The organism is Stenotrophomonas sp. C-A, from assembly GCF_054030835.1.
This window is the reverse complement of record NZ_CM132916.1, coordinates 1,282,222-1,305,030: the sequence shown is the minus strand read 5'-3', so window position 1 is coordinate 1,305,030 and position 22,809 is coordinate 1,282,222. Positions and strand designations below refer to the sequence as shown.

The window sequence follows — 22,809 nt, the reverse complement described above, 5'->3', positions numbered from 1 at the left end:
CCTCGTTACTTGCCCAGGTGCTTGCGAACGGCCGCAGCGGTGGGGCCCACGGCTTTGACGGCGGCCCGGAGCTCGTCGGCGGACACGCCCAGCGCCTTGGTCCAATACTGGAGCTCGTAGTCTTCGTTGACGTTGATGCGGTCGCGGTCCGGGCTGCCGGTGTTCTTCTTGTCGTCGCTCATGGGATTCTCCTTGGGTGATCAGGCGCTCTTTCGAGCCTTCTTGGCGGGGGACTTCTTTGCGGCTTTCTTTGCTGGGGCCTTCTTAACGGCGGCCTTCTTGGCAGGCTTGCTGTCTTTGGTGGAGGGCTTTGAGGCGGTCTTCACCGGCGTTGCCTTCGCCGGGGTGCGCTTGTTGGTCTCCAAGCTCTTTTGGAGCAAGGCCATGAAATCCACCACGTTGGTCGCCGAGTCCTCGCGGTGCTCCGGTTCCTCAAACGTCGTCGTGGCATCGGCCTGCTTGACCCGCTTCTTGATGATGTCGGACAGGCGCTCGCGGAACTCGTCCTGGTAGCTGTCCGGCTCCCAGTCAGAGGTCATGCTCTCAATCAGCTGCTTGGCCATTTCGAGCTCTTTGGGCGCAACTCGGTAGTCCGACGCCCCACCCTGCGGCAGTTTGTATTCGTCCGGAGCCACCAACTCCTGCGGGTAGCGAAGCAGGATCATGATCAACGCATCGCCTTCGGGCATCACCGCGCAAATGTATTCGCGCGTGCGGATGACCACCCTGGCGATGCCCACCTTGCCGGTTTCCTTCAGGGTCTCTCGGAGCAGGACATAGCCTTTTTCGGCCTTCTTGCCGGGCACCAAAATGTAGGGTTTTTCGAAGAACCTCAGCCCGATGCTCTCGGCGTCGACAAACGCCTCCACGTCGATGGATTCGTGCGTCTCGGGGGCGGCCGCGGCGATGTCTTCTTTCTCTATGACGACGTAGCTGCCCTTGTCGTATTCGAAGGCTTTGACGATGTCCTTCCAAGGCACTTCTTCGCCGGTTTCGGCGTTGACCCGCTCGTAGCGAATGGGCTTTTTGTTTCGTGCGTCCAACATGCGAAAGCTCAGATCCATGCGACGCTCGCCGGACATGAGGGACACCGGAACGTTGAGCAGCCCGAAGGACAACGAACCACTCCAGATAGGCCTGGGCATGCCAGCCGTCTCCAATCCTAGGGCCTTCCGTTGTAGGCCCGGCCCCGTCGGCCGGGCGTGAACCCGGCCGACGCGGCTCAGTGGTTACTTTTTGGCTTCGACGCCCGGGGTGGCATCGCGCACCATGAACTCCTCGGTCACCTCGGGCAGGTGGGCCGCCAGCCAGTCGGCCATGGCCTCTTCTTGGACCAGGATTTCCTCGCAAACCCGGGCCGTTTCTGCATCGCCCGCTGTCTTGGCGGCGGCGATCAAGGCCGTGTAGGAAGCAATCTCGAAGTGCTCAAAGACGTAGCCGGCCATCGCGCCTTTGACGATCTCATCGGAGGCCGTCATGCCGCCGACGGCCTGACCGAAGGCCGCCATCTTGCCCATCACGTCCTTGAGGGTCGACGGGGAGCCGCCCAGGCGCTTGATGCACCCTTCCAGCAGTTCGCGTTGACCGATGGTTTCCTGGATGTGTTCCTCGATGCGCGCCTTCAGCACCGGGTAGTGCTCGATGCGGGACGCCTGCCCCTTGAGCATGGTCTCCGCCTGCTGCTCCATTGCGTGTGCGTCGCGCAGCCAGTCCAACAGGTTCTCTTTGAGCTCTGCCATGGGTGTCCTCCTCTCGTGTCGGGCGAAGCGTTACCGTATCGAGGCTGGAATGCGGATCAAGCGATCCCCGAGTGAAGGCTTGGCGAACGGCAGAGCGTCCGAGACCGGCGATGTGCGGGCTTGGCGACCGATGGCCTTCGTGGTGAACGGCGCGCATGCAACGCATTCGCAGGCCATTGACCGCTCCCGCCCCATGCTGAACGCTCCTCAGCGCCAGGCCATCCTCATGACCCGTTCCGCGCTTTTGCTCGTTTTCTTGGCCCCCTCCCTCGCCTTGGCTCAGCAGGGGGACGGAACCGACGTCCAAGCCAACGTCCATACGTTCAAACCCGCCAAGGTAGATGCGACGCCCGAGCGCGTTCAGGCCCTGAAGGTGCCCAGTGGCTTCCAAGTGCGTCCCCTGGCGCAAGGCCTTCAAAATCCCCGGATCATCGCCGTGGGACCAGATGGGCGGATTTATGTCTCACGTCGAGATCAAGGCGACGTGCTGTTGCTGGAGGATGCCAATGAAGACGGAGCCTTGGACGCCGAACCGAAGGTGGTCTTCTCGCGTCCAGGGGCGCACGGCCTGGCCATCGCCAACGGGCAGCTGTATGTCGCCACGGCCAACGACGTGTATCGCGCCCCCATACGCCCGGACGGCACGTTGGGTCCCGAGGAACGGATCATCAACGACCTGCCCGATGGCGGTCAGCACCCCAACCGCACGCTGGCCTTTGGCCCCGATGGGATGCTCTACATCAGCGTGGGCTCGTCCTGTAACGCGTGCAACGAGACCAATCCCGAGCATGCGGCGCTGCTGAGGTCCTCGCCGGATGGCAAGAGCCGTTCCATCTTCGCCAGTGGCCTGCGGAACACCATCGGCTTTGCTTGGGACCCCAAAACGGGGGAGCTGTGGGGGATGGATCACGGCATCGACTACTTGGGCAACGATGAGCAGCCCGAGGAGCTCAACCGCATTCAGAAAGGAAAGAAGTATGGTTGGCCCCACATCTGGGGCAAGGACGGGGTGAATCCCCAGAGCACACCGCCAGGGCAGATCAGCAAACAGCAATGGGCGGCGACGAGCGAGCCCATGGTGCTGGGCTACACCGCCCACGCGGCCCCCATGCAGATGCTGTTCTACACCGGGCAGCAGTTCCCGGCAGCTTACCGGGGGGACGCCTTCGTGACGATGCGCGGTTCCTGGAACCGCAAGCCGGCATCGGGCTACGAGGTGGCGCGGGTCCATTTCGACGCCGGCAAGCCGGTCGGGTTTGAGCCCTTCTTGACCGGCTTCCTGGTCGACAACGGCCAAGCGCATATCGCACGGCCCGTCGGTCTGGCGATGACCAAAGGCGGTGCCCTGCTGGTCGGCGACGACGCCAATGGCGTTATCTATCGGGTGACCTACAGCCAAGGCCAAGCGGCCCCCTCCCCCGAGGCGGCGGTGCCTAGCGGGCCCTTGATGGCCCAAGTCAATCAAGGCTCAGGCGTGCCATTGGCCAAGGATCGGATCGGCAAAGCCGCTGCGTTCGAGATCCGCTCCCCGTCGTTCTCCTCGGGCCAAGCGTTGCCTTCCCGCTTCAGTGCGTATCACGACGATGCGTCGCCCGCTCTCTCTTGGAGCCCGGTGGCTGGTGCCAAGTCCTATGCGCTGATCATGGAGGATCCGGATGCAGCCAACGTCAAACCCTTCGTTCACTGGGTCGCTTACAACATCCCAGCGACCACGCAATCGCTGCCGGAGGGCCTGCCGGTCGATCCGCGGCTGCTGAAACCGGAGGGAATGCTGCAGGGGGCGAACAGCCGAGGGTCTGTGGGGTATTTCGGCCCCAAACCGCCTGTGGGCGATCCACCCCACCATTACCACTTCCAGCTGTTGGCCTTGGACACCGTGCTTGATTTGAAGGCCGGCGCGACGCGGGACGAGGTGCTGAAGGCCGCGAAGGGCCACATCCTGGGCGTGAGCGAGACCGTGGGCACCTACCAGCAGGTCGAGGCCCCGCTGAAATAAAAAAGGGACCCGAAGGTCCCGACCGGTGCCCAAGGCCCGGAAACTCAGTGAACCTCCAGTTCCTGGCAAAGGGACTGGAGGGCAGCGGCGATCTCTTTCAGGCGAAACGGCTTTTCAAGGAAGGGCGTGCCTTTGAAGCGTTCGGGCAGCCGGTTGGCCCCAAGGCCGGTCGTAAACAGGAACGGCACCCCCAACTCGACCAAGCGATCGGCCACGGGGTAAGACTCGACCCCGTTTAAGTTGACGTCCAGCACCGCAACATCGAAGGCGGCTTCCTTGGCGCACGCCAAGGCTGTGGGCAAATCTTCGGCCGTCTTGGAGACGTCGTAGCCGACTTGGGCAATGGCCTGCTCCAAGACCATCATGAGAGTGGGCTCGTCCTCTACTAGAAGAACCCTTAGTGCTTTGCCGTCCAATCCCATGACTTTCTCCCTACCAGCGCTCTGCGTGGTTGTGCCACGATTGAACAGTGTGGCCCGAGGGCTCGCCCGATTTGTGAAGAAAATGTAAAAGGATGACGACCGTCGCTCTTCTACACTGCGCACTCTGTCGCCCTTCGGTGGCCCTGCCGAGAGGATGACCTATGAACCAACCAGCGAAAGCGAAAACCGATTTGAGGGACGAGAGCCGGCAGTTTGCCCTGCTGGTGAACTCCGTCACCGACTACGCCCTCTACATGCTCGACCCCAGCGGGGTGATCCAGACCTGGAACCCGGGTGGGCAACGAATCAAGGGCTACCAGGCTGCCGACGTGGTCGGCACCAACTTTTCCCGCTTCTACCTGCCCGAAGAGGCCCAAGCCGGCCTACCAGAGCGAAACCTGCGGACCGCGGCCTTGGAGGGGCGCTACGTTGCTGAGGGCTGGCGATTGCGTCAGGACGGAAGCCGCTTCCGCGCCAGCGTGGTGATCGACCCCATCTGGGAAGACGGGGAACTGGTGGGGTTTGCCAAAATCACCCGCGACATCACCGAGCGCCACGAAGCGCAGGAGCAGCTGCTCCAAGCCCAGCGCGATCTCCTGCAGGCGCAGAAGATGGAGGCCATCGGCAAGTTCACGCTCGGCTTGGCCCATGATTTCAACAACCTGTTGACGATCGTGGCCAACTGTCTGGATCTCATCAGCCTGAGGGTGAAAGACGGAGGCGTGGCCAAGCTCATCGATACCGCGCAGCGGGCCGCCGAGCGCGGGGCCCTTTTGACTCGGCAGTTGCTGACCTTCGGCAAGGGCCAAACCCTGGTGCCAGAGGCCGTCGATTTGGCCGCCTTGATGGCCGAATGCGAAGCGCTGCTGCGCCGCTCTGCCGGCGACGCGATCGCATTGACGGTCGAGGTTTCTCGAGGCCTTCCGACCTTGTCGCTGGACAAAGCACAGCTGGAGGCCGCAATCCTTAACCTGGTGTGCAACAGCCGCGATGCCATGCCGAAGGGCGGAACGATCCTCATCACGGCCTCTGCGCGGCAAACCCGCGATCCTACGTTGCCCAACGCCAGTGAAAGCCCTTACATCTGCTTGAGCGTCCGAGACGACGGTTCAGGGATTGAGGCGGACCAGCAGGCCAGGGTATTTGAACCGTTTTTCACTACCAAACCCATTGGAAGGGGCAGCGGGCTGGGCTTGAGCCAAGTGTTTGGCTTCACGGCCCAGTCCGGCGGGTTCACCGAGCTCCAGAGCGAGCTTGGGAAGGGAACCCGCGTCAGCCTTTGCTTCCCCGCACCAGAGCATTGAGATGCCGATCCACGTGTTGTTTGTTGAAGACGAAGACGATCTCCGCAGCGTCGTCGTCGAGGCCCTGACCTCTCAGGGCTTCCAAGTCACTCCCGCCAGCAACGGGGACGAGGCCCTCGTCCTCCTGCGCGGCAGCGCCAAGTTCGCGGTGGTAGTGACCGACTTCAACATGCCGGACAGCGCCGACGGGCTGGAGGTCGCGGCGGAAGCCGCGGTTGCTCAACCCCAGGCCCGCGTCATGCTCGCGTCTGGCCTTCAACGCTCGCAGCTGCCCCCGCTGCCCGAGAAGGTTCGATTTCTCCCGAAGCCTTACCGCTTCCGACAGCTTGTTACGGCGATCCACGAAGACTTGGGCTGCACGTAGGGGTCGGATTCCTTGCGCTGCCTGGCGGTCGCCACTGGTTCACCTTCCTACCAGTGCGCGCCTGCTCACTAGGAACATTAAACGGTCGATCGCGGTTGCGTTCAACGCTTCTCCATCCCCCCGCACCTTGAAGCCGGCCCAGTCGCCCTCTGCGACCTCGCTCAGCTCTTTGACTTCCACAGGCAACCAGCGCATAGGCCAGTAAGGCAAGCGACGATCCGTGATCGTCCCTCTTTGCAGCTCGATCAGATCGTGATGGCTCGAAGCACCGAGCACTCTGGAGAACACCACGTCCAACCCGTCCGGGGGGCCCTCCAAGTATTGGAGGAAGCGCGTCCCGTCGAACAAGAGCACCCCACTGACACCTGCGTCCCGGTTAAAACGAGTTGCGTCGTCGACCAGCTCCTGGAGCTTGCCGCTCCGGAGGCCAAGCAGATCGCCGCGCAATGCGTCGGACGCCTCGCTGACATACACCACAGCCCTGATGGGCATTGGGCGCTCCTTCTAAAATAATCTGGCCACCCCCCCTTCCACGAACTCTAGTCCCGCCCACGCATTTAGGCAATCGCGTTGGGAGATAGCGCCTACAGGCGGCTGTTAACTTGATCCCGAGTTCCAATCGAGTAACCTTTGATTATGGCCCTTTACAACATCGCGGAACGTTAAGCACGGCTAAAGAACTAATCAGCAGGGGCGATGACGCGTCATTGATCTACGCCGCGCTGGAACTACGATTCTGCGTGGAATCTGTGGCTTATCAGAACTTGGCTGCATACGGTGAAGACGTTTCCACCGAGCTTGCTCGCGAATGGCGACCGGACCAGATCATCAAAATGCTGGCCACGTTCGACCCCAACTCTGATCAAACAGCCAGCTTTTCCATCTCGGTCACGCCGCTGCCCGAAGACATCGATTTCGCCTCAACTGACTTGAAGGCCGCTTTCAAGGACAAGGATTTTTTGCCGATAGGCGAGGCCAAACGCATTCCTTGGGGCAAGTTTCGCAGTTACTACAACTCGTTGGGGGCTTTCTCCATTTGCGCAAAGATCTGACGAACGCACGGCCGAAGATCGAAAGGCTCCGTGTTCTCATCGGTGAGCTGGAAGAGGTTGCGAGCTCGACGCTGATCGCTGCCGGCAAGGATCTCGCGACGGGCAAATGCGTCGACTGCGGCCATGTGCTGATTCTCGGCCCGGCAGAGCAAGCGGGGGACAAGCCCGTTTTCTGCCCGAATACCAAGTGCAACTCGAGCTATTTGGCCATCAAGGGGGACCCGGAGCGACGGGTGCAGAAGGTCGAAGCCCTGGGGCTGCGCTGCGAATGCGGGGCCATCGTTCCTATCTTGCCAGAGAGGCTCCTCAAGCCTGCGGTTTGCCCGGAATGTGGGTTGACCGTTTGCGCAGTCATTGCTGCAAAGGCAAGAGTGGGGGTGCCGCCCACTCGCGAGGGAGATCTAAGCGGCTAGTTGCACCTCACCTCCACCACGGCTTCCACGCCTGGTAGGGCTGACGGCAACACGGCTTTGCACACGCCCGACACCTCGACGGCCATCCCCGGCTCGGGGTGCTCCAAGTAGAGCGCTCCGTCGTAGCCCACCATTGCTTGTTCGTTCGGCGTAGATGCCAGCGTGCCCGGCGCGATGCTGGCCCCTGTCAGGGTGAAGGCCCGGGCGTTCTGGGTCAGCACCGGGAAGGTCACCCGCACGCCGCCTTGGCGGGGGGCCACGGATTGCTTTTCGGTCTCCCCAATCTCCACACCCACGGGCAGGTCTTTATCTTTGAGACTGAAGGTGGTGTGCAGCAGGGAGGGCACGTTGGTGACCAGCACGCGCCCCTGCCGGTTGGTGATGCCCACCGGCGCCCCGTTGACCCGCACCGGCAAGCCCGCTTGCCCGGGCACATCCACCACGGCGAAGCTGGCGTAGGCGGGACGCCCGAAGGCCACGCCGCGGTGGTCCAGGAACACGGCACCGGAGAAGTTGGCCGCCACCTGGGTTTGCCCGTCGTAGTGGTCCACCATGATCCGGGCGTCGCCGTAACGCGTCATGGCATCCGCCGTGGCCCGGGTGCTGCCCTGATCGCCCTCGGTGTGCTCTGCCGCCAAGCGAAGGCCGCCGTCGGTGCGGTAGGTCGCTCGGGTGGTCAGGGCATCCTGGCCTGGGGCTTGGCGGGCCCGCACGCCCACGCTGGCCTTGCTGCCGAAGCGATACGTGTAGCTCGCCGATACCTGGAGATCGCCGCCGTTGAGGTCCTTCAGCACGTTGGCGGACACCTGGCCTGCAGTGCCCAGGTTCGCGCTCGCGCCCAAGGAGGCGAAGGCCAGGCTGGAGCGCCCCGTGTCGATGGCGCTGTAGATGCCACGCACGGTGAAGCGGCGATCCGGGCGGTAGGAAACGCTGGCTTGGGTGCGCGAAACGATGGGCAGCGCCGTCTCGCTCTGCAGTCGCCAGAAGCCGTCGTTTTCTTCGTGTTCCAGCCGCACGCCAAACGCGGGCCCTCGGTAGTCGTAGCGGGCAGCCCAGCGCGTCCCGCCGTCGCTTGAGCGGCCCACCTCGCCGTCAAGCACGCCCCAGGTGCCCGGGGCCCAGGTGGAACCCACGGTGACGTTGCCCTTGCCGTTCTCGTCCACCTGCCCACCGGCTCGGATGGTCCAGCGGTCGTTGACGCCCTTGGCCCAAGAAGCACTGACGCCGGCCGTGCCGTAGCGATTTTCGTCTTCGCGGACCTGGCCGGCGGCGATTTCCCAGGCGGAGAGCCCGGGACGCAGCAGGGTCGGGGCGACATAGAGCCGTGCAGTGGAAACGGCGGTTTCCCGGCCGTAGGCGTCACGCACCACCACCGCCGTCTGGCTGGCTCCAAATGCCACGTTTCGACCGTCCACGGTGAAGGGGCCGGCCTTGACGTCTTGGCGTGTGATTTCAGCCTGGTTGGACAGGACCTTGACCTGCCCCGGGTCCAACGCGATCCCCCCTAAGGTCGGGACGGGCCACGTCGGCGTGAGCGGATCCAGCGCTGCCGGGTCCTTCGCGAGGCGAATGCCGCCCAGCGCCACCGGGCCGATGCGGGGCGTGGCGTAGACATCGCCGGCTTGCCAAGTCCGTTGGCGCGGCAGGTCGTCTTTCTGCCAAGCGGTCATGCCGCGGCGCATGCCAAACCCGTTGGGGGATTGGTTGAGCTGCCCGGTGGTGGAGACCACGCCCCAACGCCCTCCGGTGCGCGCGTCCAGTGCCAAGGACGTCGCTTGTTGCCCGCCTGCAATCTGGGTGGCGAGGTTGTAGTTGACCAAGACGCCCCCGATGCCGGGCGACACCTGAGAAACCGGAGTGCCGTGCTGGCTGAGCTGCTGCGCCGGCTTGCGGTCAGCCGGAATGGTGAGCTGGACGGTGGCGTTCTCGGGGGTGTAAGCCACGGTCACGCCCAAGGCTTGGTCGGTCAGGTCCTGGCCCTCCTCGCCCGGGCGAAGGGTCACGCCGAGCTTCTGCCAGGTCGTGGATTCGGCCACCCAGGCCCCACTTTGCTGCCAGAGCAACACGGGGTCCTTGGCGGGCAGCCCGTTGGCCCGGATTGGCGCGGCCAGCACCGGCTCCACCCCCTCTGGGATGGCCGCGTGCGCGCTGCCGATGGACAGGGCCAGCGCGAGGCCCAGGACCCTTCCCCGCCGCATGTGTCGCCCTCAGTTCACGGGGACGGCGACGGGGGACCCGTTGACCGTGATTGAGAGCGTGGACGCCTTGAGGCCTGGCTTGAGCTCCACGTGCTTGCTCTGCCCCGGCAATACCCATCCCAGCGCCCCTTCGCGCCACGCCGGCATGCCTTGAGGACCGACGGCGGTCAGACGCGCGGCGGTCGGACCGGTGTTGGTCAGCAGAAGGCCGTTGGCGGTCAGGCGGGCCGTGAGCACCGGAGGACCGGCCTTGGCGTCTTCAAACCCCACCGGCAGGTTCTGGTGGATCAACAACTGCACCTTGCCCGCCGTGGACGGCTGGGGCAACTGGCGCAGCAGCACGCGGTAGTAGCCGGGCGTGCCGACGCCTTGGGTGCGGACCAACCGCACGGCCCGGCGTGACCCAGGCGGGATTTCGACAATGGACGGTGCCGCGATCACCGCCTTGGCGGGGCCGGTCACGTCCTGCCCGCTGGGATCTTGGGACCAGTCCAGCACCGTCACCTGAAAGCGCTCGGGGGTTTCCCCATGGTTTTCCAAGGTCAACGCCCCTGCCTTTTCTCCAGCCGGGGCCACGATGCTTGTGGGAAACAACGACCCGTTGCCAGCCCACGCAGGAGCGGCGCACAGCATAAACAATGGAACCACCAACAAACGCTTCAACATCATTCCTCCAAATCGATCACCTCCTTTGATCCAACCGAAACATTTAAAGTTGTCAACCCACCCTCAAAAGAAAACCCCCGGAGATATCCGGGGGTTTGGTAGAAACCCTTTGAGGGTCAGTAAGTCAGGGTCACGGCGATGGTATCGGAGAAGGTCCCGCCGGGCACCTTGTTCAAATCATAGAAGGCATAACCGATGCCAATCATCTGCTGCTCACCGGTTCCCACGCCCTCCCAAGCGTCGGCCCCACTGCCCCACACTTGACTGGCACCAGGATCTTTGAAGAGGCCGTAGGCGACGAAGTTTCCGGCCCCATCGGACACGGCGCGGTGATTGGGACGAGCAATCGCGGCGCCGTAGTTCAACCCATCGCCGGGCACGATGCTGAAGGCGGTGCCTTGGTTGCAGCGAACCATCAACGCACCATTGGAATAGCCCTGCGTGCCGGACGCCAAGCCGTTGTATTCACCGCCGCCCAGCTGGGTCACGAGTAGGCTGCACTCGTTGTTCACGGTCGCAGAAATCATCAGGTCTTCGGTGACGTCAGCGGCGGACGCCGAAGTGGCAGAAAACGCGGCCATCAAGGCCAGAGAAAAAGAAAGGGTCTTGCGCATGAAAAATCCTCCTCGGATATTGGGGAAAAGGGATATGGCCCGACCTGGGCTTACTTCACCAATACTCGATAAATCCATTTCCGCAAGAGGATCGGGCAACAAGAGTTGCAGGAGCCAACCCAAGCGCTTGCACCGAGGACACGAGTGAGCTAAAAAGCAATCGCCGGTCGCAGAAGCGTCGGTGTTGTGCTCGCATAGCCAATAGGCTCCGGGTGCCCGAGGTCCACCCAATGGGGGCGCGGGAATCTTTTTTTTGATTCCGGAGCCATCCATGACGACCAAACGCCGCAAATCCCTCCGCACGTCTGCCTTCCATGCCCAGTTCGGCCGCTGCTACTACTGCGGCCTGCCGATGTGGCTCGCGGCTCCTTCAGAGCTCGGGCTGAAGCCCAGCAAGGCCCGAGCCTTTCAATGCACCGCCGAGCACCTGCTCGCCCAGCAAGACGGGGGCCGAGACGTATCCGGGAACGTGGTGGCCGCGCATGCCCGGTGCAACCAGTGCAGGCACAAGCGAAGCGGGCCAGCTCCTTCCCCCGATGCTTTCCGGGCGCTCGTGATGAGGCGCGTCAACGCGGGGAAGTGGTGGCCCCAAAACCAGAAGTTCTGGCAACATCAGTCGACCCAGTAGGGGCGATGCCTTGCCCCACTGCAAGGAGGCTTTGATGTTGATCCGGGGGGCAGAACCCGTCAGTTGCTTTGGGCTAGCCGGCTGCGATGAGAACGCGGGCACCTATGCCCTGGGATGGTGCTTGGAGCAGTCCGCAGCGCTTCGTGCGGAGCTCTTCGGTTCCATGGGGCTTGATCCGTTGGCACAGGTGGCGCTTTCCAGCCAAGACTTCGGGATGAAGGATCGCGGGTTCACTGATTTGGAGGTTCTTTCAGGCACGGCCTTTCATCTGGTGTTTGAAGCCAAGAGACACTGGCAGGTGGCCACGCATGCGCAGCTTGCCCGGTATGTCCATCGCTTGGCCGACTCGAATGTGCAGCACAAGCGGCTCATCTCGGTCAGTGCGGCTCGGAAGGAGTGGGCCGTTCGGCACCTTCCCGCGGACGTCAAGGGCATCCCCGTCGATCACCTCTCCTGGTCTGAAATCCGTGCCATGGCGAAGCGGGCTCATGCTGCGACCAGAAACCAAATCGAGCGCTTGTGGCTGGACCAGCTCGCCTTGCACCTATCGGAATATGGAATGACCTCCAACGCTTTTGACTCGCTCGCCTATGTGGTCTCGCTAAGCCGCGACTTGATGCCCAGCTCTCAAGAGCTGACCTGGATCGATGTCGTAACCAAGCAGGGCAGGTATTTCCATCCCATCGGTGGCAACGGCTGGCCCACTGTCCCGCCGGCCTACATCGGCTTCCGCTACCTATCGCAGTTCCGAAGTGTCCACTTCATCGAGCGCGTAGACACGGTTGATCGGCTTCAGGACGTAGACCCGCATTGGCCGGAGACCCATTCTCCGCACTTCGTTTACACCCTTGGTCCCGCGATGCGTCCAGCGACGGTGTTGCCACTGGGGAACATCTACTACACCGCCCGGCACCGGGTCGCGTTGGATCTGCTTCTTAGCGGCAAAGCAGCCACATATGAGGAGGCGGTTGCGCTCACCAAGGACCGCCAAGCCCAGCGAGGCGAGGCCTGACACCAGGCAAAAAAATACGCCGGGGATGAGCCGGCCGAAGAATCCCGAGGAACAAGGGATGGGCAGAAGTATGCCCGGCCTCATTCGCAGTGGTAGAGACCCTTGGCCGAAATCCCGTCTGCCTCGATGTCAGGCGTGCGTGGGAAGCTTGACCAGTCCCATCCACCCCGACTGCGCAGTGGAAGCACTCGCCATCAGGGGCCCGTGCCCGGGGATGACCGTGAGCTGGTCCACGCCGGCCTGGTCCTGGGGGAAGAACGGGCCGTCTGGGCTGAATATGAAATGGTCTCCCTGCAGCGCACCGCAGATTTGACAGTGGTTGGCCACATAGGTTTGGTTGGCCGTCTGCGAGTAGTTGGGCTTGAGCCAGGGGGCCGCGGCCCTGACCCGGGCCATCGTGCCCACGTCCAGCTCGCTGACGTATTTCAGCAGCGATGGGCCGCCTTCCTCTGGATACTCCTCGTCCTCGTTGTCGAGGAACCTAGGCACCCAAATGGCGGTCACCACGATCGACTCCGAGCACTTCCAGCAGGTGGACTTGCCCTGCAGCAGTGCGTAGCTGGTGGCCGTGATATTGAGATCGGTCATGGCGACTCGTCCACGTATGCACCGCGATCCCAGGAGCGGTAGCGCCAGGGCAACACTTCCTCCAAGAAGGTGACACGGGGGCTGGGGAGGTTCTTCAGCCCGCCGATGGCGGATTGAATGCCCTTGGTATTGGACTCTGGGACAAAGAGCCAGGGCCTGGCACTCCAATCCAGCGGCACACCGCTGTCCCGAGCCAGGGCTGCCCTGACCCCAGGCCAATGCTCGTCCCACGCCCGCAGATGGGCCAGCAGCGACGGCGCGCGTGCGGCGTAGGTGATTTCGCAGAGGTAGGCCGCCTGCTCCTTGAAGCTGACCGCGACGGCGTCGCAATACCAGTGCGGGCCGCTGGTATCCGGGTTCGCGCCTTCATTGAGTTGGATGCAGCACTGGCTGTTAACGAACAGCGCTCGGTCGGCGCGCAGGTAGTCCAGCACCACACCTTCGAAGTGATCCATCGCTATTTGGGCTCCATTGCGGTTCGCAGCTCTTCCAGCCGCTCGGCTATCTTGGCGCCGGAGAGCTTGCAGCCCCCAGCGCCGCAGACGTCTTTGACCATGACCAAGGAAACGACCGAGGCACGCAGGAGGTCTTTCCTGTTGCGCTCCAGCCCCTGCCATTCGTCTGGCAACGCAGGGAGCGCGGCGGTGGCTTCTTTGCCGCACAGGTATTGGAGACAGTTTAACGGTGACCACGCCTGGCCGATCTCGTTGACCAGCAGGCTGCGCAGCTCGCGTTCGCCGGCCTTGCCTTCTGCCAAGTTCAGCACCGCGTGCGCGGCGACGATGGCCTTCTGCCGGGGGGCAACTTCGCGCTGGGCCAGTTTGTGGTGCGGACCATTTCCTTGCTCTCGACATTCTGGGCATTGCCAACCTAGACGATCGCTGTATCGCAGCTTGAGACCCTAGCGGAGAACAGCCAACGGCAGGCTACGTGATCCGCCATGCGCTTCAGGCTTCGATCCATATCTAGGACTTCAACCAAGGCACCGCAGGCTCGTATAGCGGACGATCAACCATCCGAGAATCAGCCCGTGCGCTAAGCATCCCGTTTACATCCTTCGCCCGGGTCCATCCTTACCGCCCCCAAGCTCTTTCTTCATCTTGTCGCCCACGGCTCTATCAAAAACTTGCGCAGCCTTTCTGTAGCGCCCTTTAGCCTGATTCACCAGCTTGCGCTTGAAACGTGTAGGACTCTCCTTCGCGACCCTTTCAGCTTCTTCAAGCTCTTTTCCAGCCTTATCCATACTTCCTTTAGCCAAGCGCACTCTGGCTTCAATCTTTCGTTGTTCGATCTCGTCTTCGGTCACACACCCTCCTTGCACTGTATGGTTAGGCGGCCTTCCGGTGTTCGTAATACGGGGGTGAACCCCACTCACACCTGATCATTTAGAGATCGCTGCTTTAAGTTGCTCAGTGATGCTGTTGCCCTTCTCATCCTTCAACTGGGCCATGAGGTAGACCCCTCGGCCGTTGCTCTTAGCAGCCCATAGCTCGCCGATCATTCGCTTCTCCTTCTCGGAGTCCGCCGTGTATCGGTCGCCGCCCTTGTATTCAACGACCAGCAGGCGACCGTCCTTGAGCTTTGCTACAAAGTCAGGGTAGGTCCGCTGCTTGGACGTCGGCATCCAGAACTGGCTCTTGTCCACCAGGTTGCGGACCCAAAACTCCACCTCGTCCAGCTGATCGATGGCCTGGGCGCAGAGGAACTCCTCGCCCACCTTGCCCCCGGCGGTCTTCCATTGAAGATCGCCCACGAAGGGGTAGTAGTGCTTGCGGAAGCGATATGTGCCGCCTTGGTAGTAAGAATGCGCTGGATACTGGGTCATGTCCGCCGGATAGGTGAACATGGCATCGGGCTCGTCGCTGACCACGATCTCTGCGTCGGCACCAAACAGGGCCTGCTGGAAGCCATCCTTGAGCGCCTCCGCCTTGGCGATCTGAAGCTGCTCGCCGAGCTTCCGTCGGAGCACGAACTGGCCATTGAGCAGTTGGGATAGCGAGAAGCCCCGATCTTCGGACAGCCCGCTGATGGACCGGCGCAACCACTCCCGCAGCACGGGCTGCTTGATCCCCGGATCGCGGATCTTTTGGTCCAGCCAGCCCACCAAGTCCGCTTGAGTGCGGTCCTTGGCGAAGCCTGGCAAGTAGGTGTTGACGTCGTCATCAATCGGCGTGTAGCTGACCTTCTCGTCCACTAAATCGACTTCAAAGGTCTTGGTGTCTGCGTTGAACTTGAGGCTAGTCAAGTCTGCGGGATAGGCCAGCAAGTCCCAGGTGAAGCCCGGCGGCGTGGCGCCGCTCTCCACGAACTCCAGCTCGCCCTGCTCCATGACCCCGAGCCGGGGCACGCTGAACACTGCGCCGTTCTGGCTGGGTGCCTTGACGGACTTGGCGGCGATCTGGTGCCGCTGGATCGTAGCCGTCGCTTCCTCGCGCTCCTTGGTTGGCACAGCCTTGGTGATCGCTTCCACGGTGGACTCGTCCACCTCGCCCGTGATCTCTACCAAGCCCCCCTTACCTTCTTCGTTCGGAGTGAATACCACGCTGGCCTGGTCCCGAGCGGGGATCCCAGTAAGATCCGGCTGTTTGCTCACGGCAATGGTGGCCTTGGGCGTCGCGGGGACCGGATTGATCTTGCCGCCTTGCAAGTCCAAGCCGGGACCGGGGGTGGGATCCGGCAGCACCGCGCCTACGGCCTCCAGAGGGTTGAACCCGATGTCGATGAGCGACTTGGTGAGCTCTGCGGCAGCCAGATTGAACGCCGCAGTGGTGACATGGGCGTAGGCCTTGTTCATGGCCTCCTGCTTGCGGCGGGTGGCATACGGCATGCGCAGCACGCGCCCCAGCAGCTGCTGGATGTCCTTGTCGCTCTTGACCTGGGCCACCGAGCAGAAGACGTAGGCAAAGGAGCAATCCCACCCTTCCTTGAGCGCTTGCTTGGTGATGATGACCTCGATGGGGCAGTCCTTGGCGAACAGGTCCACCCCGTCGATCTCGCGCTGATCGCCCGTGGCGATGGCAATCGCTTTCTCGGGCACCTTCTCGTTGTCGATGAGGTGCTTCTTGACCTCCTCAACCGTGGCGATGCCCCTGGCGTTCTCAGCCTGAATCAGCAGGATGGGACGGATGTAATCCGGCTCGCCCAGCGCGGTCTTGCCCAACTCGTTGCGGCGGGCCACAGCGCTGCCCACGGCGACTTCCCATTGCCCGACGTGCTCCTTGAGCACGACTGGGAACTTGATCATGTCCGCGCCCTTGAGCTCAAAGGCACTGACGCTGACCAGCACATTGCTTTTACTGGCTTCCGGGGTTGCGGTGAGCTCCACCACTACCTTGGCACCCAGGCGCTCGTAGACCTGATAGGACAGGGGCGTGTTGGCATTGTGGGCTTCGTCGGTGATGACCAACGGGCCGTGAAGTTTCAGCAGATTGGCGAAGGACGCTATGGCCTTTCCCGCCTTGCTCTGCTCCAAGTAGGGCAAGTCGGACACGCTGCCGGCGAAGTGAGGCTCCAGATCTTCGTGGTGCTCGTAAACCTTGCGGCCTTCCTGGTTCTCCACGCGCAGGGCCGCCATGGTCGAAATGACCACGCACACCTTGGTGCCCAAGTCAGCAGGGCGGATGTGGGTGAAGTCTTCCACGTCAAACACCGCGACCTTGCCCCCGAACGCCTCGTCCAGTTCCTGGCGGTAGGGATGGCGGGGATTCTTGAAGGCCTCCAGCGTCTGGGTCTTGATCTGGGTGGTGGGGACCATCCACATGACCAGCGGAAACTCGCGCTCGAGGTAGGCGTCACCTGCCGCCTGGATGATGTGCGCACCCATAACGGTCTTTCCGCCGCCGGTGGGGATGCGTAGGCACACGTAGGGCGAGGCCTCAAGATGAGGCATGGGTTTGTATTGGGTGACCAGACCGGCATCCACGTTCTTCTCAAACGCGGATGCGGGGCCGGTCAGCCGGGCGTCTTCGAGGAACTGGGCCAGGCTGGACAACGCCCGCTGCTGATACACCTTGAGGGAAAGAGCCATGCTTAGCGCGCCTTGATGTCGTAGGGGGTTTGCTTGAAGGTGATCTGGAGCTCCTCCAGCCGCTCTTTAGGCAAATCGCAGGATTCGCCGTAGATCACCTTGGGCCCCTCAAAGGGCTGCAAGCCCTTCAAGATCCGCTTGGTCAGCACGTTACCGCCACTCTTGCTTTCATCCCCGAGAATGCCGTTGAACAGCAGGTAGTAGCCGATCCCATGGTGCTCACCCAGAAACGGTTGCTTGGGGGCACGTGTGGAGCGTGCGGTGCCTGTTTCGGCAAACCAGACGTGGGCGGCCAAGTGTTCGAACTTGATGCCCTCGCGGATGTGGCCCGCATCATCGAACACGGGCACACCGAGCTTGTAGAAGCGGAAACCACCGCCGCCTTTCCAATCCACCGCCTCGGAAATCCCTCCTGCTTCACCGTCCACCACCTTTTTCAGGCGGGGCTGACAGTGGCTTCGGGAATGCTCCCCCATCTCGATACCAATCCATCTGCGACCCATCTTGTGGGCAACAGCCGCAGTGGTGCCGGAACCAAGAAAGCTATCCAGAACCAGATCTCCTGGGTTTGTGGCGATCTCTACAATGCGCTTAAGCAACCTCTCGGGTTTGGGAGTTGCGAAAGAGTCCCCCTTTCCCATCAGCTGATGCTGCTCCTTTGCAGCCTCATCTGTATGGCCGACCTCATCCGAAGGCCACCATGTCCAGGGCACAACGCCTTCTGACTGGTCCAGATACCGAATGATGTTTGGTTGCGAGTTGTTGTCCTTACCGAAGTAGATGCGCCCCTCGGCTTTCAGCTTCAGGTATTCCGGCTCAATGGTGCTCCAACAACGCCCCTCTGGCGGCGTGTGAATAGCTCCGCCTGGCGCTTCGATCTCATACATCTGATTGGCGCGAAAGCCTTGTGCGGTCATTGGAATAGGACGCCAGCGCCTTCCCGTTGCCTTGTCTACGTTGCGATAGACCTTCGCCTGCTCCTCGGTGAACGGAACCCGATTTCGCGCTTTCTTGAAAGCATCGGGGTCAGATGCATAGACCAAAATGTAGTCGTGCACATCGCCAATAGCTTCTCGGTTTTCACGGGAATAGCGCTTCTGCCATACGCACGTTGCAACGAAGTTCTTCCTTCCAAAAATCTCATCCATGATGACCTTGAGGTAGTGAGCCTCGTTGTCGTCGATGGTGATCCAGATCGATCCATCATTAGCAAGGAACTGCTTGAGTAGTTCCAGTCGCGGATAAATCAACGACAGCCACCTGGAATGCTCCAAGTTGTCATCGTATTGCTCGAAGGCGCTCTTGGTGTTGTAAGGCGGATCAATGAAGATGCACTTCACCTGGCCTGCGTAGTAGGGCAACAACGCCTTCAACGCATCCAGGTTGTCGCCTTCGATCAGCATGTTCGGAGAGTCGACCTCCCCATAGGACAAGCTGGCCACCGGCTCCAAGAGTCGGTAGGGCGTCAGGGCGGAACGGGTCAGGTCTTCATCACGGTTAGACCAGTTGAGCAGTGGCATCGAATACATCCCCTCGAACAGGCTCCAAGTATCGTTCAGCGGGTGCATTTGGGCCAATCCCTAAGGGCCCATCCGGCCCTAAATCATTGATCAAAACGAGCTTTGCGACATCAGAAGCCGCCCGGGCTTTAGAGCCTCCACGACGCATCGGCAGTGGGGCCAGGAGATACGTCTCGGCTACTACGTGCTGAGGCCCACCTTCCCGCAGTAGCGATAGACGGCGGAACTGCTCACCCCGAGTTCCCGCGCCAGCCGGGCCCGGCTGACCACCCTCAAGCGAGCCCGAACCTGGTCCAGGCCCAGCCCCCGCAAGCTGCGCTGCTCCGGCCTTTTCAGGACACGCCCTAACCGAAGAGCTTGGCGGTCCAGGCCGATAGTGGCCGGCGACACGCCCAAGCGCTGGGCCACCTCGGCCGAGGTCAGCCCGGCTCGGACCAGCCGCTGCACCTGCTGGCGACGCTCAGCGAGCTCGCGGGCTTGGCGGTCCCGGAACGCCTGCCGTCCGGAGCCCGCCAGGCGGTGCCGCCGGACAAAGCGGTTCACGGCTTGGTGGGTGACGCCTAGGCGTTGGGCCAAGGCGCGCTGAGTCACCCCTTCGTCCAGCAAGGATTGAACCTGGGCCGGGGAGCGGCCGCCGAGGAAGCCTTTGCGTGGACTCATCGATCCATCGCCGCCAAGTCGCCCTGAATCTCGGAGGGTGACACACCAAGCGCCTGGGCGATGGCCCCAAGCGTCAGGCCTGCGGTCATTCCGGCGCGAATCGCATACCGCCGCTGACGTGCATAGGCTTGGCGACGCGCCTCCGGCTCGATGGGCATGGCATCGGACGGGTCTACCCGTCGGGCGTGCTCGATTTGATCCCGCTCACCACACGTTTGGCGGTGCGCGGCCAGGGCGTCGTCCACGTCCATGCTGAAAGGCGTGTTGCGTTGGGCAGCGTCGTAGATGGCTTGGATCTCCGCAGGCATGGGGAGCAGCTCGATGCCGTCAGGCCCGGGAAGAACGCCTGGGGCAAACAAGGTGGAAGGCTCGCGGTTCATCGGCCCACCCAGTAGCCCAGTCCCGCGCTAGTCAAGGTGGCCGCGTATAGAACGGCGTCCTCAGCGCTGGAAATGTTGAGGGCCATTACCACCGCCCCGAATGCGAGCGTGAGGACGCAACCCGCGAAGATCCCCCCAAAAATCGCGAAATCCACGTAGAGCGATGCGTCGCGCTTCCCGGCGCAGAATAGGGCCAGCGATTGCTTTACGGTCGGGTAAGTCAACGCGATCATAAAAGAGAGAAACGCCGCCGAGCAGAGAAACACAGCAAGGACCAGCATGGAAAGGACCAGCATCGTCAACGCACTCATCCGCGCGACCTCCCCTTGCCCCAGAAAAAGGCCAGCAGACAGAGCACCGCGACCGTGCCGAGTGCAAAAAGGCCTCCCACGTTGGCGACCTGGTGCCAGACGCTGAAGGTGGCTTGGGCCAGGAATGCGGCGATGACCACCATCCCAACTCCAAACAGCCCGCCATGAATCACGAAGCGGCCGTGCGTGCGGGCGTCTCGCTCACCGCCTCTCACCCGCTGCCACGCTGTCTTGGCGTCGGCAAAGCGCTTCAGCGTCCAGAGCGGAATCAGGACCATGAGGCCAAGCAGGGTTAGCAAAAGAATCGCGCTCACCATCGGCGGCCTCCCGCGCGACTCCTCAACGGGCGCGCCTGGAAAGTGAGAGGTTGGCCCCACTGGCTGGGCTTGAGATTCCATGCCATTGGCAGGTGGTGCAGCTCGCGAGGTTGCGCAGGGGAGCAGTCCATGCCATCCAGGATTAGATGCCCGCATTGCTTGAAGTCTTCGACGGTCAATGAGGCAGCGGAGCGCTTACGAGGAAATGCGTTCCACTTCATCGGCTTTGTCCCTCAATCGGCACAACGCGGGTCTTGCTGCCCTTCCCGGTCAGGAACACCTTGTCCCCGGCGCGGATCGGCAGGTCATCGGCCTGAACAATGGCAATGACTTTTCCGCTCTCCAGATCCCGGACATACACCTCCACGCCCCGGCGCTTGCGAAAACCGTTTTGAACGGCCGTGCCGGCGACGCCCCCAATCACCCCACCCGCCACCTTGGCGGCGCTGCGGTAATCGCCTTTAACCTCGCGAGCGGCCCCATAACCCACGGCCGCGCCGATGGCGCTGCCGGCGTTAACCTTCTTGTCCGATTGGAGGACGACCTCGCGGACCATGAGGACCTCGCCCAGGTGGGCGTTCTGAACGGACAAGGTTTCGCCGCTGCCGTATCGGCGGGCGGAGGTGTTGTCTGCGGCGGAGGCCGTCAAGGGAGCAGGCCGGCAAGGGCCAGAGAAAGAACCAAAACGCGCATGAGGCCTCCTTTTCCGAATGGGTTGCACTACCCATAACAAAAGGTTTGGTTTGCGCAAGGGGATCGGGAAAAGAAAAAGGCGGCTTTCGCCGCCTTTGTCGTTACTTACAGGGATGCGCTTCCGAAATATCCGACGCGACGGCATCCCACCCAACACCGCGAACACAAATGGCCGGCGATGAAAGCCGTGGCTGGTCGCCAGCCCGCACGATCAACCGGGTGGTTCGGCCGAGAACGTCAACGGCCACTGCCAACGAACGGCCGTCGCTCCAAGGACGGTCGAAGGAGCCTTCGAGCTGAACCCTTCCTTCTTGGACCTTCTCCCAAGCGATACCCCCGGCATTGAGAAGGCTGGGGAAATCGTCCAGGGTCGCGCCCTTGGGCAGGTCTACCTCCCCCAACAGGATCACGGAAGTGGCCGCAGTTTCGCTCTCAAGTGGAGCAGTGCCGGGCTGACTGGAACACCCCGCAGAGAGCAGCAACGCACCGGCGATGGCCGACAAACAAAGATTGCGCATAGATCCTCCTTTTTTGTGTGAGTAGAAATACCCATAACAAAGAAAAGGGGATGCGCAAGGGGCTGCAAAGAGAAAAGCGTGGCGTTCGCCACCCCTCTCAATCCAGCGTAAGAAGCTCAAGAAACAACATGGCGCTTAGTTAAACGGCCTAGGAAATCACTAACCAAGCATTCTTTCAACCCCGACGACGGCAAACGTCGGAAACCAAGGATTATAACAACAGCAAGGATAACCACCCAACCACCTTCTAACCGCTCACCCTGGAAAAGTTCTCAGTTAGAAGTAGAGGAATCGGACCACAGCCGGGTCTTCCCCCAGCACATTCATTTCTAACTCGAAACCTCAAAAGGTCAACCCCCTACCTGCGCTAAGCAACCTGGCGTTCCTTGCGTCGCGATGGGGTCCTTCGACCGGCTTCCGTCTTTCGCCCCTGCTCCATGTCCTGCTCCTTCTTGACCTGCGGCAGCGGCTCGCGTTCAAACGCCGGGATGTCCAAAAAGGTCATGACCTTCTCCGCTTGGCTGGCTGCGCGGAACAGGGTCCTGGGGTCATCGGCCAGGGCTTTCATCCAGGACTGCAGGTAGGCGGCGTGTTGCTCTTCGTGCTCCTTGCCCAGGGCAATACCCAGGCGCTCGGAAATGAAAAGGCTGGACAACTCCGCCACCAGTTCCTCTTTTGCGTAGTCCTGGCTGCCGAACCGACCGGCCTGGTCGCGGTCGAGCCGGTGTTTGGCGCCGGTCCAGTGGGCCAACTCGTGGAGCAACGTGGCCTGATAGCTGACGTCATCTCTGAAAGTGTGGTGCTTCGGCAGGTGAATCGAATCCGCGGCGATGGAGTAGAACGCTCGGTTGCCACCGTCGTGATGAAGTTTTGGCTGGTGCTTGTCCAACAACTCCCGCACACGCAAGTGGCGGATCGACTCGGGCATGACGAAGGGCGGCGGGGGCTCGGGCATGCCGTCCATTTGGCTGGCATTGAACACCGTGGCGACGAACACCGATGGCCCTTGGTATCCGTTCTTCTCTTCGCCCTCGGTCAACGGCTCGGCCCCGTCTTTGGCCTTGCCCGTCTTGCTGAAATCCCAGTAGGCGATCCGCTGCCCCTTCTCGCCGCGCTTGACCTGGGTGCCAATGCTTTCGGCCTGGCGATAGGTCAGCCAGCGGTCGTCTTGGTAGCCATGGGTTAGTTGGGCACCGCGCAGGATGAGTGTGTTGCTGCCGCGATAAGCCTTGCCCGTGGTCGGGTTCCAAGGCCCGTTGATCGAGCCGTTCTGCGGGGCGTCGGGATCATTCCATGGGCGGCGCCAGGGGATGGTGCCCTGCTGCATGAGCGCAAGCATTCGCTCGGCGGTGGCTTGGATGAGATCGGAATACTTGGACATGCGGGG

The 22,809-nt window shown here is 62.1% G+C and carries 28 protein-coding genes; 7 read left to right on the top strand and 21 right to left on the bottom strand.

Annotated features, from left to right (window positions below; genetic code table 11):
* Positions 1–5 precede the first annotated feature (5 nt).
* The 3 genes from ACW5IY_RS06195 to ACW5IY_RS06185 all read right to left on the bottom strand — a co-directional run bounded on the left by ACW5IY_RS06195 (position 6) and on the right by ACW5IY_RS06185 (position 1,739).
* Entirely contained in the window at positions 6–182 is a 177-nt protein-coding gene (locus ACW5IY_RS06195; RefSeq protein WP_008266817.1) for a DUF3606 domain-containing protein, read from the bottom strand.
* Between the two features lie 18 nt (positions 183–200).
* The gene (ku, locus tag ACW5IY_RS06190) at positions 201–1,145 is read right to left on the bottom strand and encodes a non-homologous end joining protein Ku (RefSeq protein WP_049433811.1); all 945 of its coding nucleotides are present in this window, start codon (positions 1,143–1,145) and stop codon (positions 201–203) included.
* An 84-nt stretch (positions 1,146–1,229) separates the two neighbouring features.
* On the bottom strand, positions 1,230–1,739 hold the full coding sequence (locus tag ACW5IY_RS06185; protein ID WP_049419343.1) for a ferritin-like domain-containing protein: 510 nt from the start codon (positions 1,737–1,739) through the stop codon (positions 1,230–1,232).
* On the opposite strand from ACW5IY_RS06185, the gene ACW5IY_RS06180 reads away from it, so the two are divergent.
* Positions 1,738–3,735, top strand: a complete 1,998-nt coding sequence (locus ACW5IY_RS06180; protein ID WP_204373540.1) for a YbhB/YbcL family Raf kinase inhibitor-like protein — start codon at positions 1,738–1,740, stop codon at positions 3,733–3,735. The genes ACW5IY_RS06185 and ACW5IY_RS06180 overlap by 2 nt on opposite strands.
* A gap of 44 nt (positions 3,736–3,779) precedes the next feature.
* On the opposite strand, the gene ACW5IY_RS06175 is transcribed toward ACW5IY_RS06180, so the two are convergent.
* Positions 3,780–4,157 (bottom strand): response regulator, encoded by a 378-nt coding sequence (locus tag ACW5IY_RS06175; RefSeq protein WP_065428009.1) that lies wholly within the window; start codon positions 4,155–4,157, stop codon positions 3,780–3,782.
* Positions 4,158–4,318: 161 nt separating this feature from the next.
* Here ACW5IY_RS06175 and ACW5IY_RS06170 point away from each other — a divergent pair, with 161 nt between their 5' ends.
* Both ACW5IY_RS06170 and ACW5IY_RS06165 read left to right on the top strand, forming a co-directional pair.
* Positions 4,319–5,461 carry a two-component system sensor histidine kinase NtrB gene (locus tag ACW5IY_RS06170; RefSeq protein WP_049433812.1) on the top strand — a complete coding sequence of 381 codons (1,143 nt, stop codon included), beginning with the start codon at positions 4,319–4,321 and terminating at the stop codon, positions 5,459–5,461.
* A 1-nt stretch (position 5,462) separates the two neighbouring features.
* Positions 5,463–5,825: a response regulator gene (locus tag ACW5IY_RS06165; RefSeq protein WP_049433813.1), complete on the top strand. Its 363-nt coding sequence runs from the start codon at positions 5,463–5,465 to the stop codon at positions 5,823–5,825.
* Positions 5,826–5,864: 39 nt separating this feature from the next.
* Here ACW5IY_RS06165 and ACW5IY_RS06160 read toward each other — a convergent pair whose 3' ends face one another.
* Positions 5,865–6,317, bottom strand: a complete 453-nt coding sequence (locus tag ACW5IY_RS06160) for a BLUF domain-containing protein (protein WP_049433814.1) — start codon at positions 6,315–6,317, stop codon at positions 5,865–5,867.
* A gap of 110 nt (positions 6,318–6,427) precedes the next feature.
* Between ACW5IY_RS06160 and ACW5IY_RS06155 the strand changes: the two genes are divergently transcribed.
* The gene (locus tag ACW5IY_RS06155; protein WP_239682853.1) at positions 6,428–6,877 is read left to right on the top strand and encodes a hypothetical protein; all 450 of its coding nucleotides are present in this window, start codon (positions 6,428–6,430) and stop codon (positions 6,875–6,877) included.
* Positions 6,862–7,290 (top strand): hypothetical protein, encoded by a 429-nt coding sequence (locus ACW5IY_RS06150; RefSeq protein WP_239682854.1) that lies wholly within the window; start codon positions 6,862–6,864, stop codon positions 7,288–7,290. The genes ACW5IY_RS06155 and ACW5IY_RS06150 overlap by 16 nt, the downstream gene beginning before the upstream one ends.
* Here the strand turns inward: ACW5IY_RS06150 and ACW5IY_RS06145 are convergent.
* The 3 genes from ACW5IY_RS06145 to ACW5IY_RS06135 all read right to left on the bottom strand — a co-directional run bounded on the left by ACW5IY_RS06145 (position 7,287) and on the right by ACW5IY_RS06135 (position 10,768).
* A complete protein-coding gene (locus ACW5IY_RS06145) occupies positions 7,287–9,488 on the bottom strand; it encodes a fimbria/pilus outer membrane usher protein (protein WP_049433815.1) in 2,202 nt (733 codons plus the stop codon). The two genes, ACW5IY_RS06150 and ACW5IY_RS06145, sit on opposite strands and share 4 nt — an antisense overlap.
* Before the next feature lie 9 nt (positions 9,489–9,497).
* Positions 9,498–10,154 (bottom strand): fimbria/pilus periplasmic chaperone, encoded by a 657-nt coding sequence (locus tag ACW5IY_RS06140; protein ID WP_160314057.1) that lies wholly within the window; start codon positions 10,152–10,154, stop codon positions 9,498–9,500.
* Positions 10,155–10,270: 116 nt separating this feature from the next.
* Positions 10,271–10,768 (bottom strand): Csu type fimbrial protein, encoded by a 498-nt coding sequence (locus tag ACW5IY_RS06135; RefSeq protein WP_008266871.1) that lies wholly within the window; start codon positions 10,766–10,768, stop codon positions 10,271–10,273.
* Between the two features lie 271 nt (positions 10,769–11,039).
* Between ACW5IY_RS06135 and ACW5IY_RS06130 the strand changes: the two genes are divergently transcribed.
* Both ACW5IY_RS06130 and ACW5IY_RS06125 read left to right on the top strand, forming a co-directional pair.
* Positions 11,040–11,396, top strand: coding sequence for an HNH endonuclease (locus ACW5IY_RS06130; RefSeq protein WP_049433818.1), 357 nt, complete (start codon positions 11,040–11,042; stop codon positions 11,394–11,396).
* A gap of 34 nt (positions 11,397–11,430) precedes the next feature.
* Positions 11,431–12,408 (top strand): hypothetical protein, encoded by a 978-nt coding sequence (locus ACW5IY_RS06125; RefSeq protein ID WP_049433819.1) that lies wholly within the window; start codon positions 11,431–11,433, stop codon positions 12,406–12,408.
* Positions 12,409–12,537: 129 nt separating this feature from the next.
* On the opposite strand, the gene ACW5IY_RS06120 is transcribed toward ACW5IY_RS06125, so the two are convergent.
* From ACW5IY_RS06120 to ACW5IY_RS06060, 13 genes are all read right to left on the bottom strand, one after another.
* Complete coding sequence (locus ACW5IY_RS06120; protein ID WP_049433820.1) at positions 12,538–12,996, bottom strand: hypothetical protein; 459 nt, start codon at positions 12,994–12,996, stop codon at positions 12,538–12,540.
* Entirely contained in the window at positions 12,993–13,451 is a 459-nt protein-coding gene (locus ACW5IY_RS06115) for a hypothetical protein (protein ID WP_457327048.1), read from the bottom strand. The genes ACW5IY_RS06120 and ACW5IY_RS06115 overlap by 4 nt, the downstream gene beginning before the upstream one ends.
* A 2-nt stretch (positions 13,452–13,453) precedes the next feature.
* Positions 13,454–13,753 carry a hypothetical protein gene (locus tag ACW5IY_RS06110; RefSeq protein ID WP_152904927.1) on the bottom strand — a complete coding sequence of 100 codons (300 nt, stop codon included), beginning with the start codon at positions 13,751–13,753 and terminating at the stop codon, positions 13,454–13,456.
* 291 nt (positions 13,754–14,044) lie between these two features.
* Positions 14,045–14,302 carry a hypothetical protein gene (locus ACW5IY_RS06105; RefSeq protein ID WP_152904926.1) on the bottom strand — a complete coding sequence of 86 codons (258 nt, stop codon included), beginning with the start codon at positions 14,300–14,302 and terminating at the stop codon, positions 14,045–14,047.
* Positions 14,303–14,377: 75 nt separating this feature from the next.
* Positions 14,378–17,023: a DEAD/DEAH box helicase gene (locus ACW5IY_RS06100; RefSeq protein WP_049433824.1), complete on the bottom strand. Its 2,646-nt coding sequence runs from the start codon at positions 17,021–17,023 to the stop codon at positions 14,378–14,380.
* A 2-nt stretch (positions 17,024–17,025) separates the two neighbouring features.
* A complete protein-coding gene (locus ACW5IY_RS06095) occupies positions 17,026–18,543 on the bottom strand; it encodes a site-specific DNA-methyltransferase (protein ID WP_049433838.1) in 1,518 nt (505 codons plus the stop codon).
* A 180-nt stretch (positions 18,544–18,723) separates the two neighbouring features.
* On the bottom strand, positions 18,724–19,203 hold the full coding sequence (locus ACW5IY_RS06090) for a hypothetical protein (RefSeq protein ID WP_049433825.1): 480 nt from the start codon (positions 19,201–19,203) through the stop codon (positions 18,724–18,726).
* Positions 19,200–19,583 carry a hypothetical protein gene (locus tag ACW5IY_RS06085; protein WP_049433826.1) on the bottom strand — a complete coding sequence of 128 codons (384 nt, stop codon included), beginning with the start codon at positions 19,581–19,583 and terminating at the stop codon, positions 19,200–19,202. The genes ACW5IY_RS06090 and ACW5IY_RS06085 overlap by 4 nt, the downstream gene beginning before the upstream one ends.
* On the bottom strand, positions 19,580–19,894 hold the full coding sequence (locus ACW5IY_RS06080) for a hypothetical protein (RefSeq protein ID WP_152906219.1): 315 nt from the start codon (positions 19,892–19,894) through the stop codon (positions 19,580–19,582). Before ACW5IY_RS06080 ends, ACW5IY_RS06085 begins: the two co-directional genes overlap by 4 nt.
* Positions 19,891–20,211 carry a hypothetical protein gene (locus tag ACW5IY_RS06075; protein WP_049433828.1) on the bottom strand — a complete coding sequence of 107 codons (321 nt, stop codon included), beginning with the start codon at positions 20,209–20,211 and terminating at the stop codon, positions 19,891–19,893. The genes ACW5IY_RS06080 and ACW5IY_RS06075 overlap by 4 nt, the downstream gene beginning before the upstream one ends.
* Positions 20,212–20,428: 217 nt before the next feature.
* Positions 20,429–20,860, bottom strand: coding sequence for a hypothetical protein (locus tag ACW5IY_RS06070; RefSeq protein WP_049433829.1), 432 nt, complete (start codon positions 20,858–20,860; stop codon positions 20,429–20,431).
* Between the two features lie 145 nt (positions 20,861–21,005).
* Complete coding sequence (locus ACW5IY_RS06065; RefSeq protein WP_049433830.1) at positions 21,006–21,422, bottom strand: hypothetical protein; 417 nt, start codon at positions 21,420–21,422, stop codon at positions 21,006–21,008.
* Between the two features lie 367 nt (positions 21,423–21,789).
* Positions 21,790–22,803, bottom strand: coding sequence for a zincin-like metallopeptidase domain-containing protein (locus ACW5IY_RS06060; protein WP_049433831.1), 1,014 nt, complete (start codon positions 22,801–22,803; stop codon positions 21,790–21,792).
* Positions 22,804–22,809 lie beyond the last annotated feature (6 nt).

Excerpts from the sequence above, each read along its gene's own strand:
- ACW5IY_RS06195 (WP_008266817.1), bottom strand. The coding sequence starts at position 182 with ATGAGCGACGACAAGAAGAACACCGGCAGCCCGGACCGCGACCGCATC.
- ku (WP_049433811.1), bottom strand. The coding sequence starts at position 1,145 with ATGCCCAGGCCTATCTGGAGTGGTTCGTTGTCCTTCGGGCTGCTCAAC.
- ACW5IY_RS06180 (WP_204373540.1), top strand. The coding sequence starts at position 1,738 with ATGGGTGTCCTCCTCTCGTGTCGGGCGAAGCGTTACCGTATCGAGGCT.
- ACW5IY_RS06185 (WP_049419343.1), bottom strand. The coding sequence starts at position 1,739 with ATGGCAGAGCTCAAAGAGAACCTGTTGGACTGGCTGCGCGACGCACAC.
- ACW5IY_RS06175 (WP_065428009.1), bottom strand. The coding sequence starts at position 4,157 with ATGGGATTGGACGGCAAAGCACTAAGGGTTCTTCTAGTAGAGGACGAG.
- ACW5IY_RS06170 (WP_049433812.1), top strand. The coding sequence starts at position 4,319 with ATGAACCAACCAGCGAAAGCGAAAACCGATTTGAGGGACGAGAGCCGG.
- ACW5IY_RS06165 (WP_049433813.1), top strand. The coding sequence starts at position 5,463 with ATGCCGATCCACGTGTTGTTTGTTGAAGACGAAGACGATCTCCGCAGC.
- ACW5IY_RS06160 (WP_049433814.1), bottom strand. The coding sequence starts at position 6,317 with ATGCCCATCAGGGCTGTGGTGTATGTCAGCGAGGCGTCCGACGCATTG.
- ACW5IY_RS06145 (WP_049433815.1), bottom strand. The coding sequence starts at position 9,488 with ATGCGGCGGGGAAGGGTCCTGGGCCTCGCGCTGGCCCTGTCCATCGGC.
- ACW5IY_RS06140 (WP_160314057.1), bottom strand. The coding sequence starts at position 10,154 with ATGTTGAAGCGTTTGTTGGTGGTTCCATTGTTTATGCTGTGCGCCGCT.
- ACW5IY_RS06135 (WP_008266871.1), bottom strand. The coding sequence starts at position 10,768 with ATGCGCAAGACCCTTTCTTTTTCTCTGGCCTTGATGGCCGCGTTTTCT.
- ACW5IY_RS06130 (WP_049433818.1), top strand. The coding sequence starts at position 11,040 with ATGACGACCAAACGCCGCAAATCCCTCCGCACGTCTGCCTTCCATGCC.
- ACW5IY_RS06125 (WP_049433819.1), top strand. The coding sequence starts at position 11,431 with ATGTTGATCCGGGGGGCAGAACCCGTCAGTTGCTTTGGGCTAGCCGGC.
- ACW5IY_RS06120 (WP_049433820.1), bottom strand. The coding sequence starts at position 12,996 with ATGACCGATCTCAATATCACGGCCACCAGCTACGCACTGCTGCAGGGC.
- ACW5IY_RS06115 (WP_457327048.1), bottom strand. The coding sequence starts at position 13,451 with ATGGATCACTTCGAAGGTGTGGTGCTGGACTACCTGCGCGCCGACCGA.
- ACW5IY_RS06100 (WP_049433824.1), bottom strand. The coding sequence starts at position 17,023 with ATGGCTCTTTCCCTCAAGGTGTATCAGCAGCGGGCGTTGTCCAGCCTG.
- ACW5IY_RS06095 (WP_049433838.1), bottom strand. The coding sequence starts at position 18,543 with ATGCCACTGCTCAACTGGTCTAACCGTGATGAAGACCTGACCCGTTCC.
- ACW5IY_RS06090 (WP_049433825.1), bottom strand. The coding sequence starts at position 19,203 with ATGAGTCCACGCAAAGGCTTCCTCGGCGGCCGCTCCCCGGCCCAGGTT.
- ACW5IY_RS06085 (WP_049433826.1), bottom strand. The coding sequence starts at position 19,583 with ATGAACCGCGAGCCTTCCACCTTGTTTGCCCCAGGCGTTCTTCCCGGG.
- ACW5IY_RS06080 (WP_152906219.1), bottom strand. The coding sequence starts at position 19,894 with ATGAGTGCGTTGACGATGCTGGTCCTTTCCATGCTGGTCCTTGCTGTG.
- ACW5IY_RS06075 (WP_049433828.1), bottom strand. The coding sequence starts at position 20,211 with ATGGTGAGCGCGATTCTTTTGCTAACCCTGCTTGGCCTCATGGTCCTG.
- ACW5IY_RS06065 (WP_049433830.1), bottom strand. The coding sequence starts at position 21,422 with ATGCGCAATCTTTGTTTGTCGGCCATCGCCGGTGCGTTGCTGCTCTCT.
- ACW5IY_RS06060 (WP_049433831.1), bottom strand. The coding sequence starts at position 22,803 with ATGTCCAAGTATTCCGATCTCATCCAAGCCACCGCCGAGCGAATGCTT.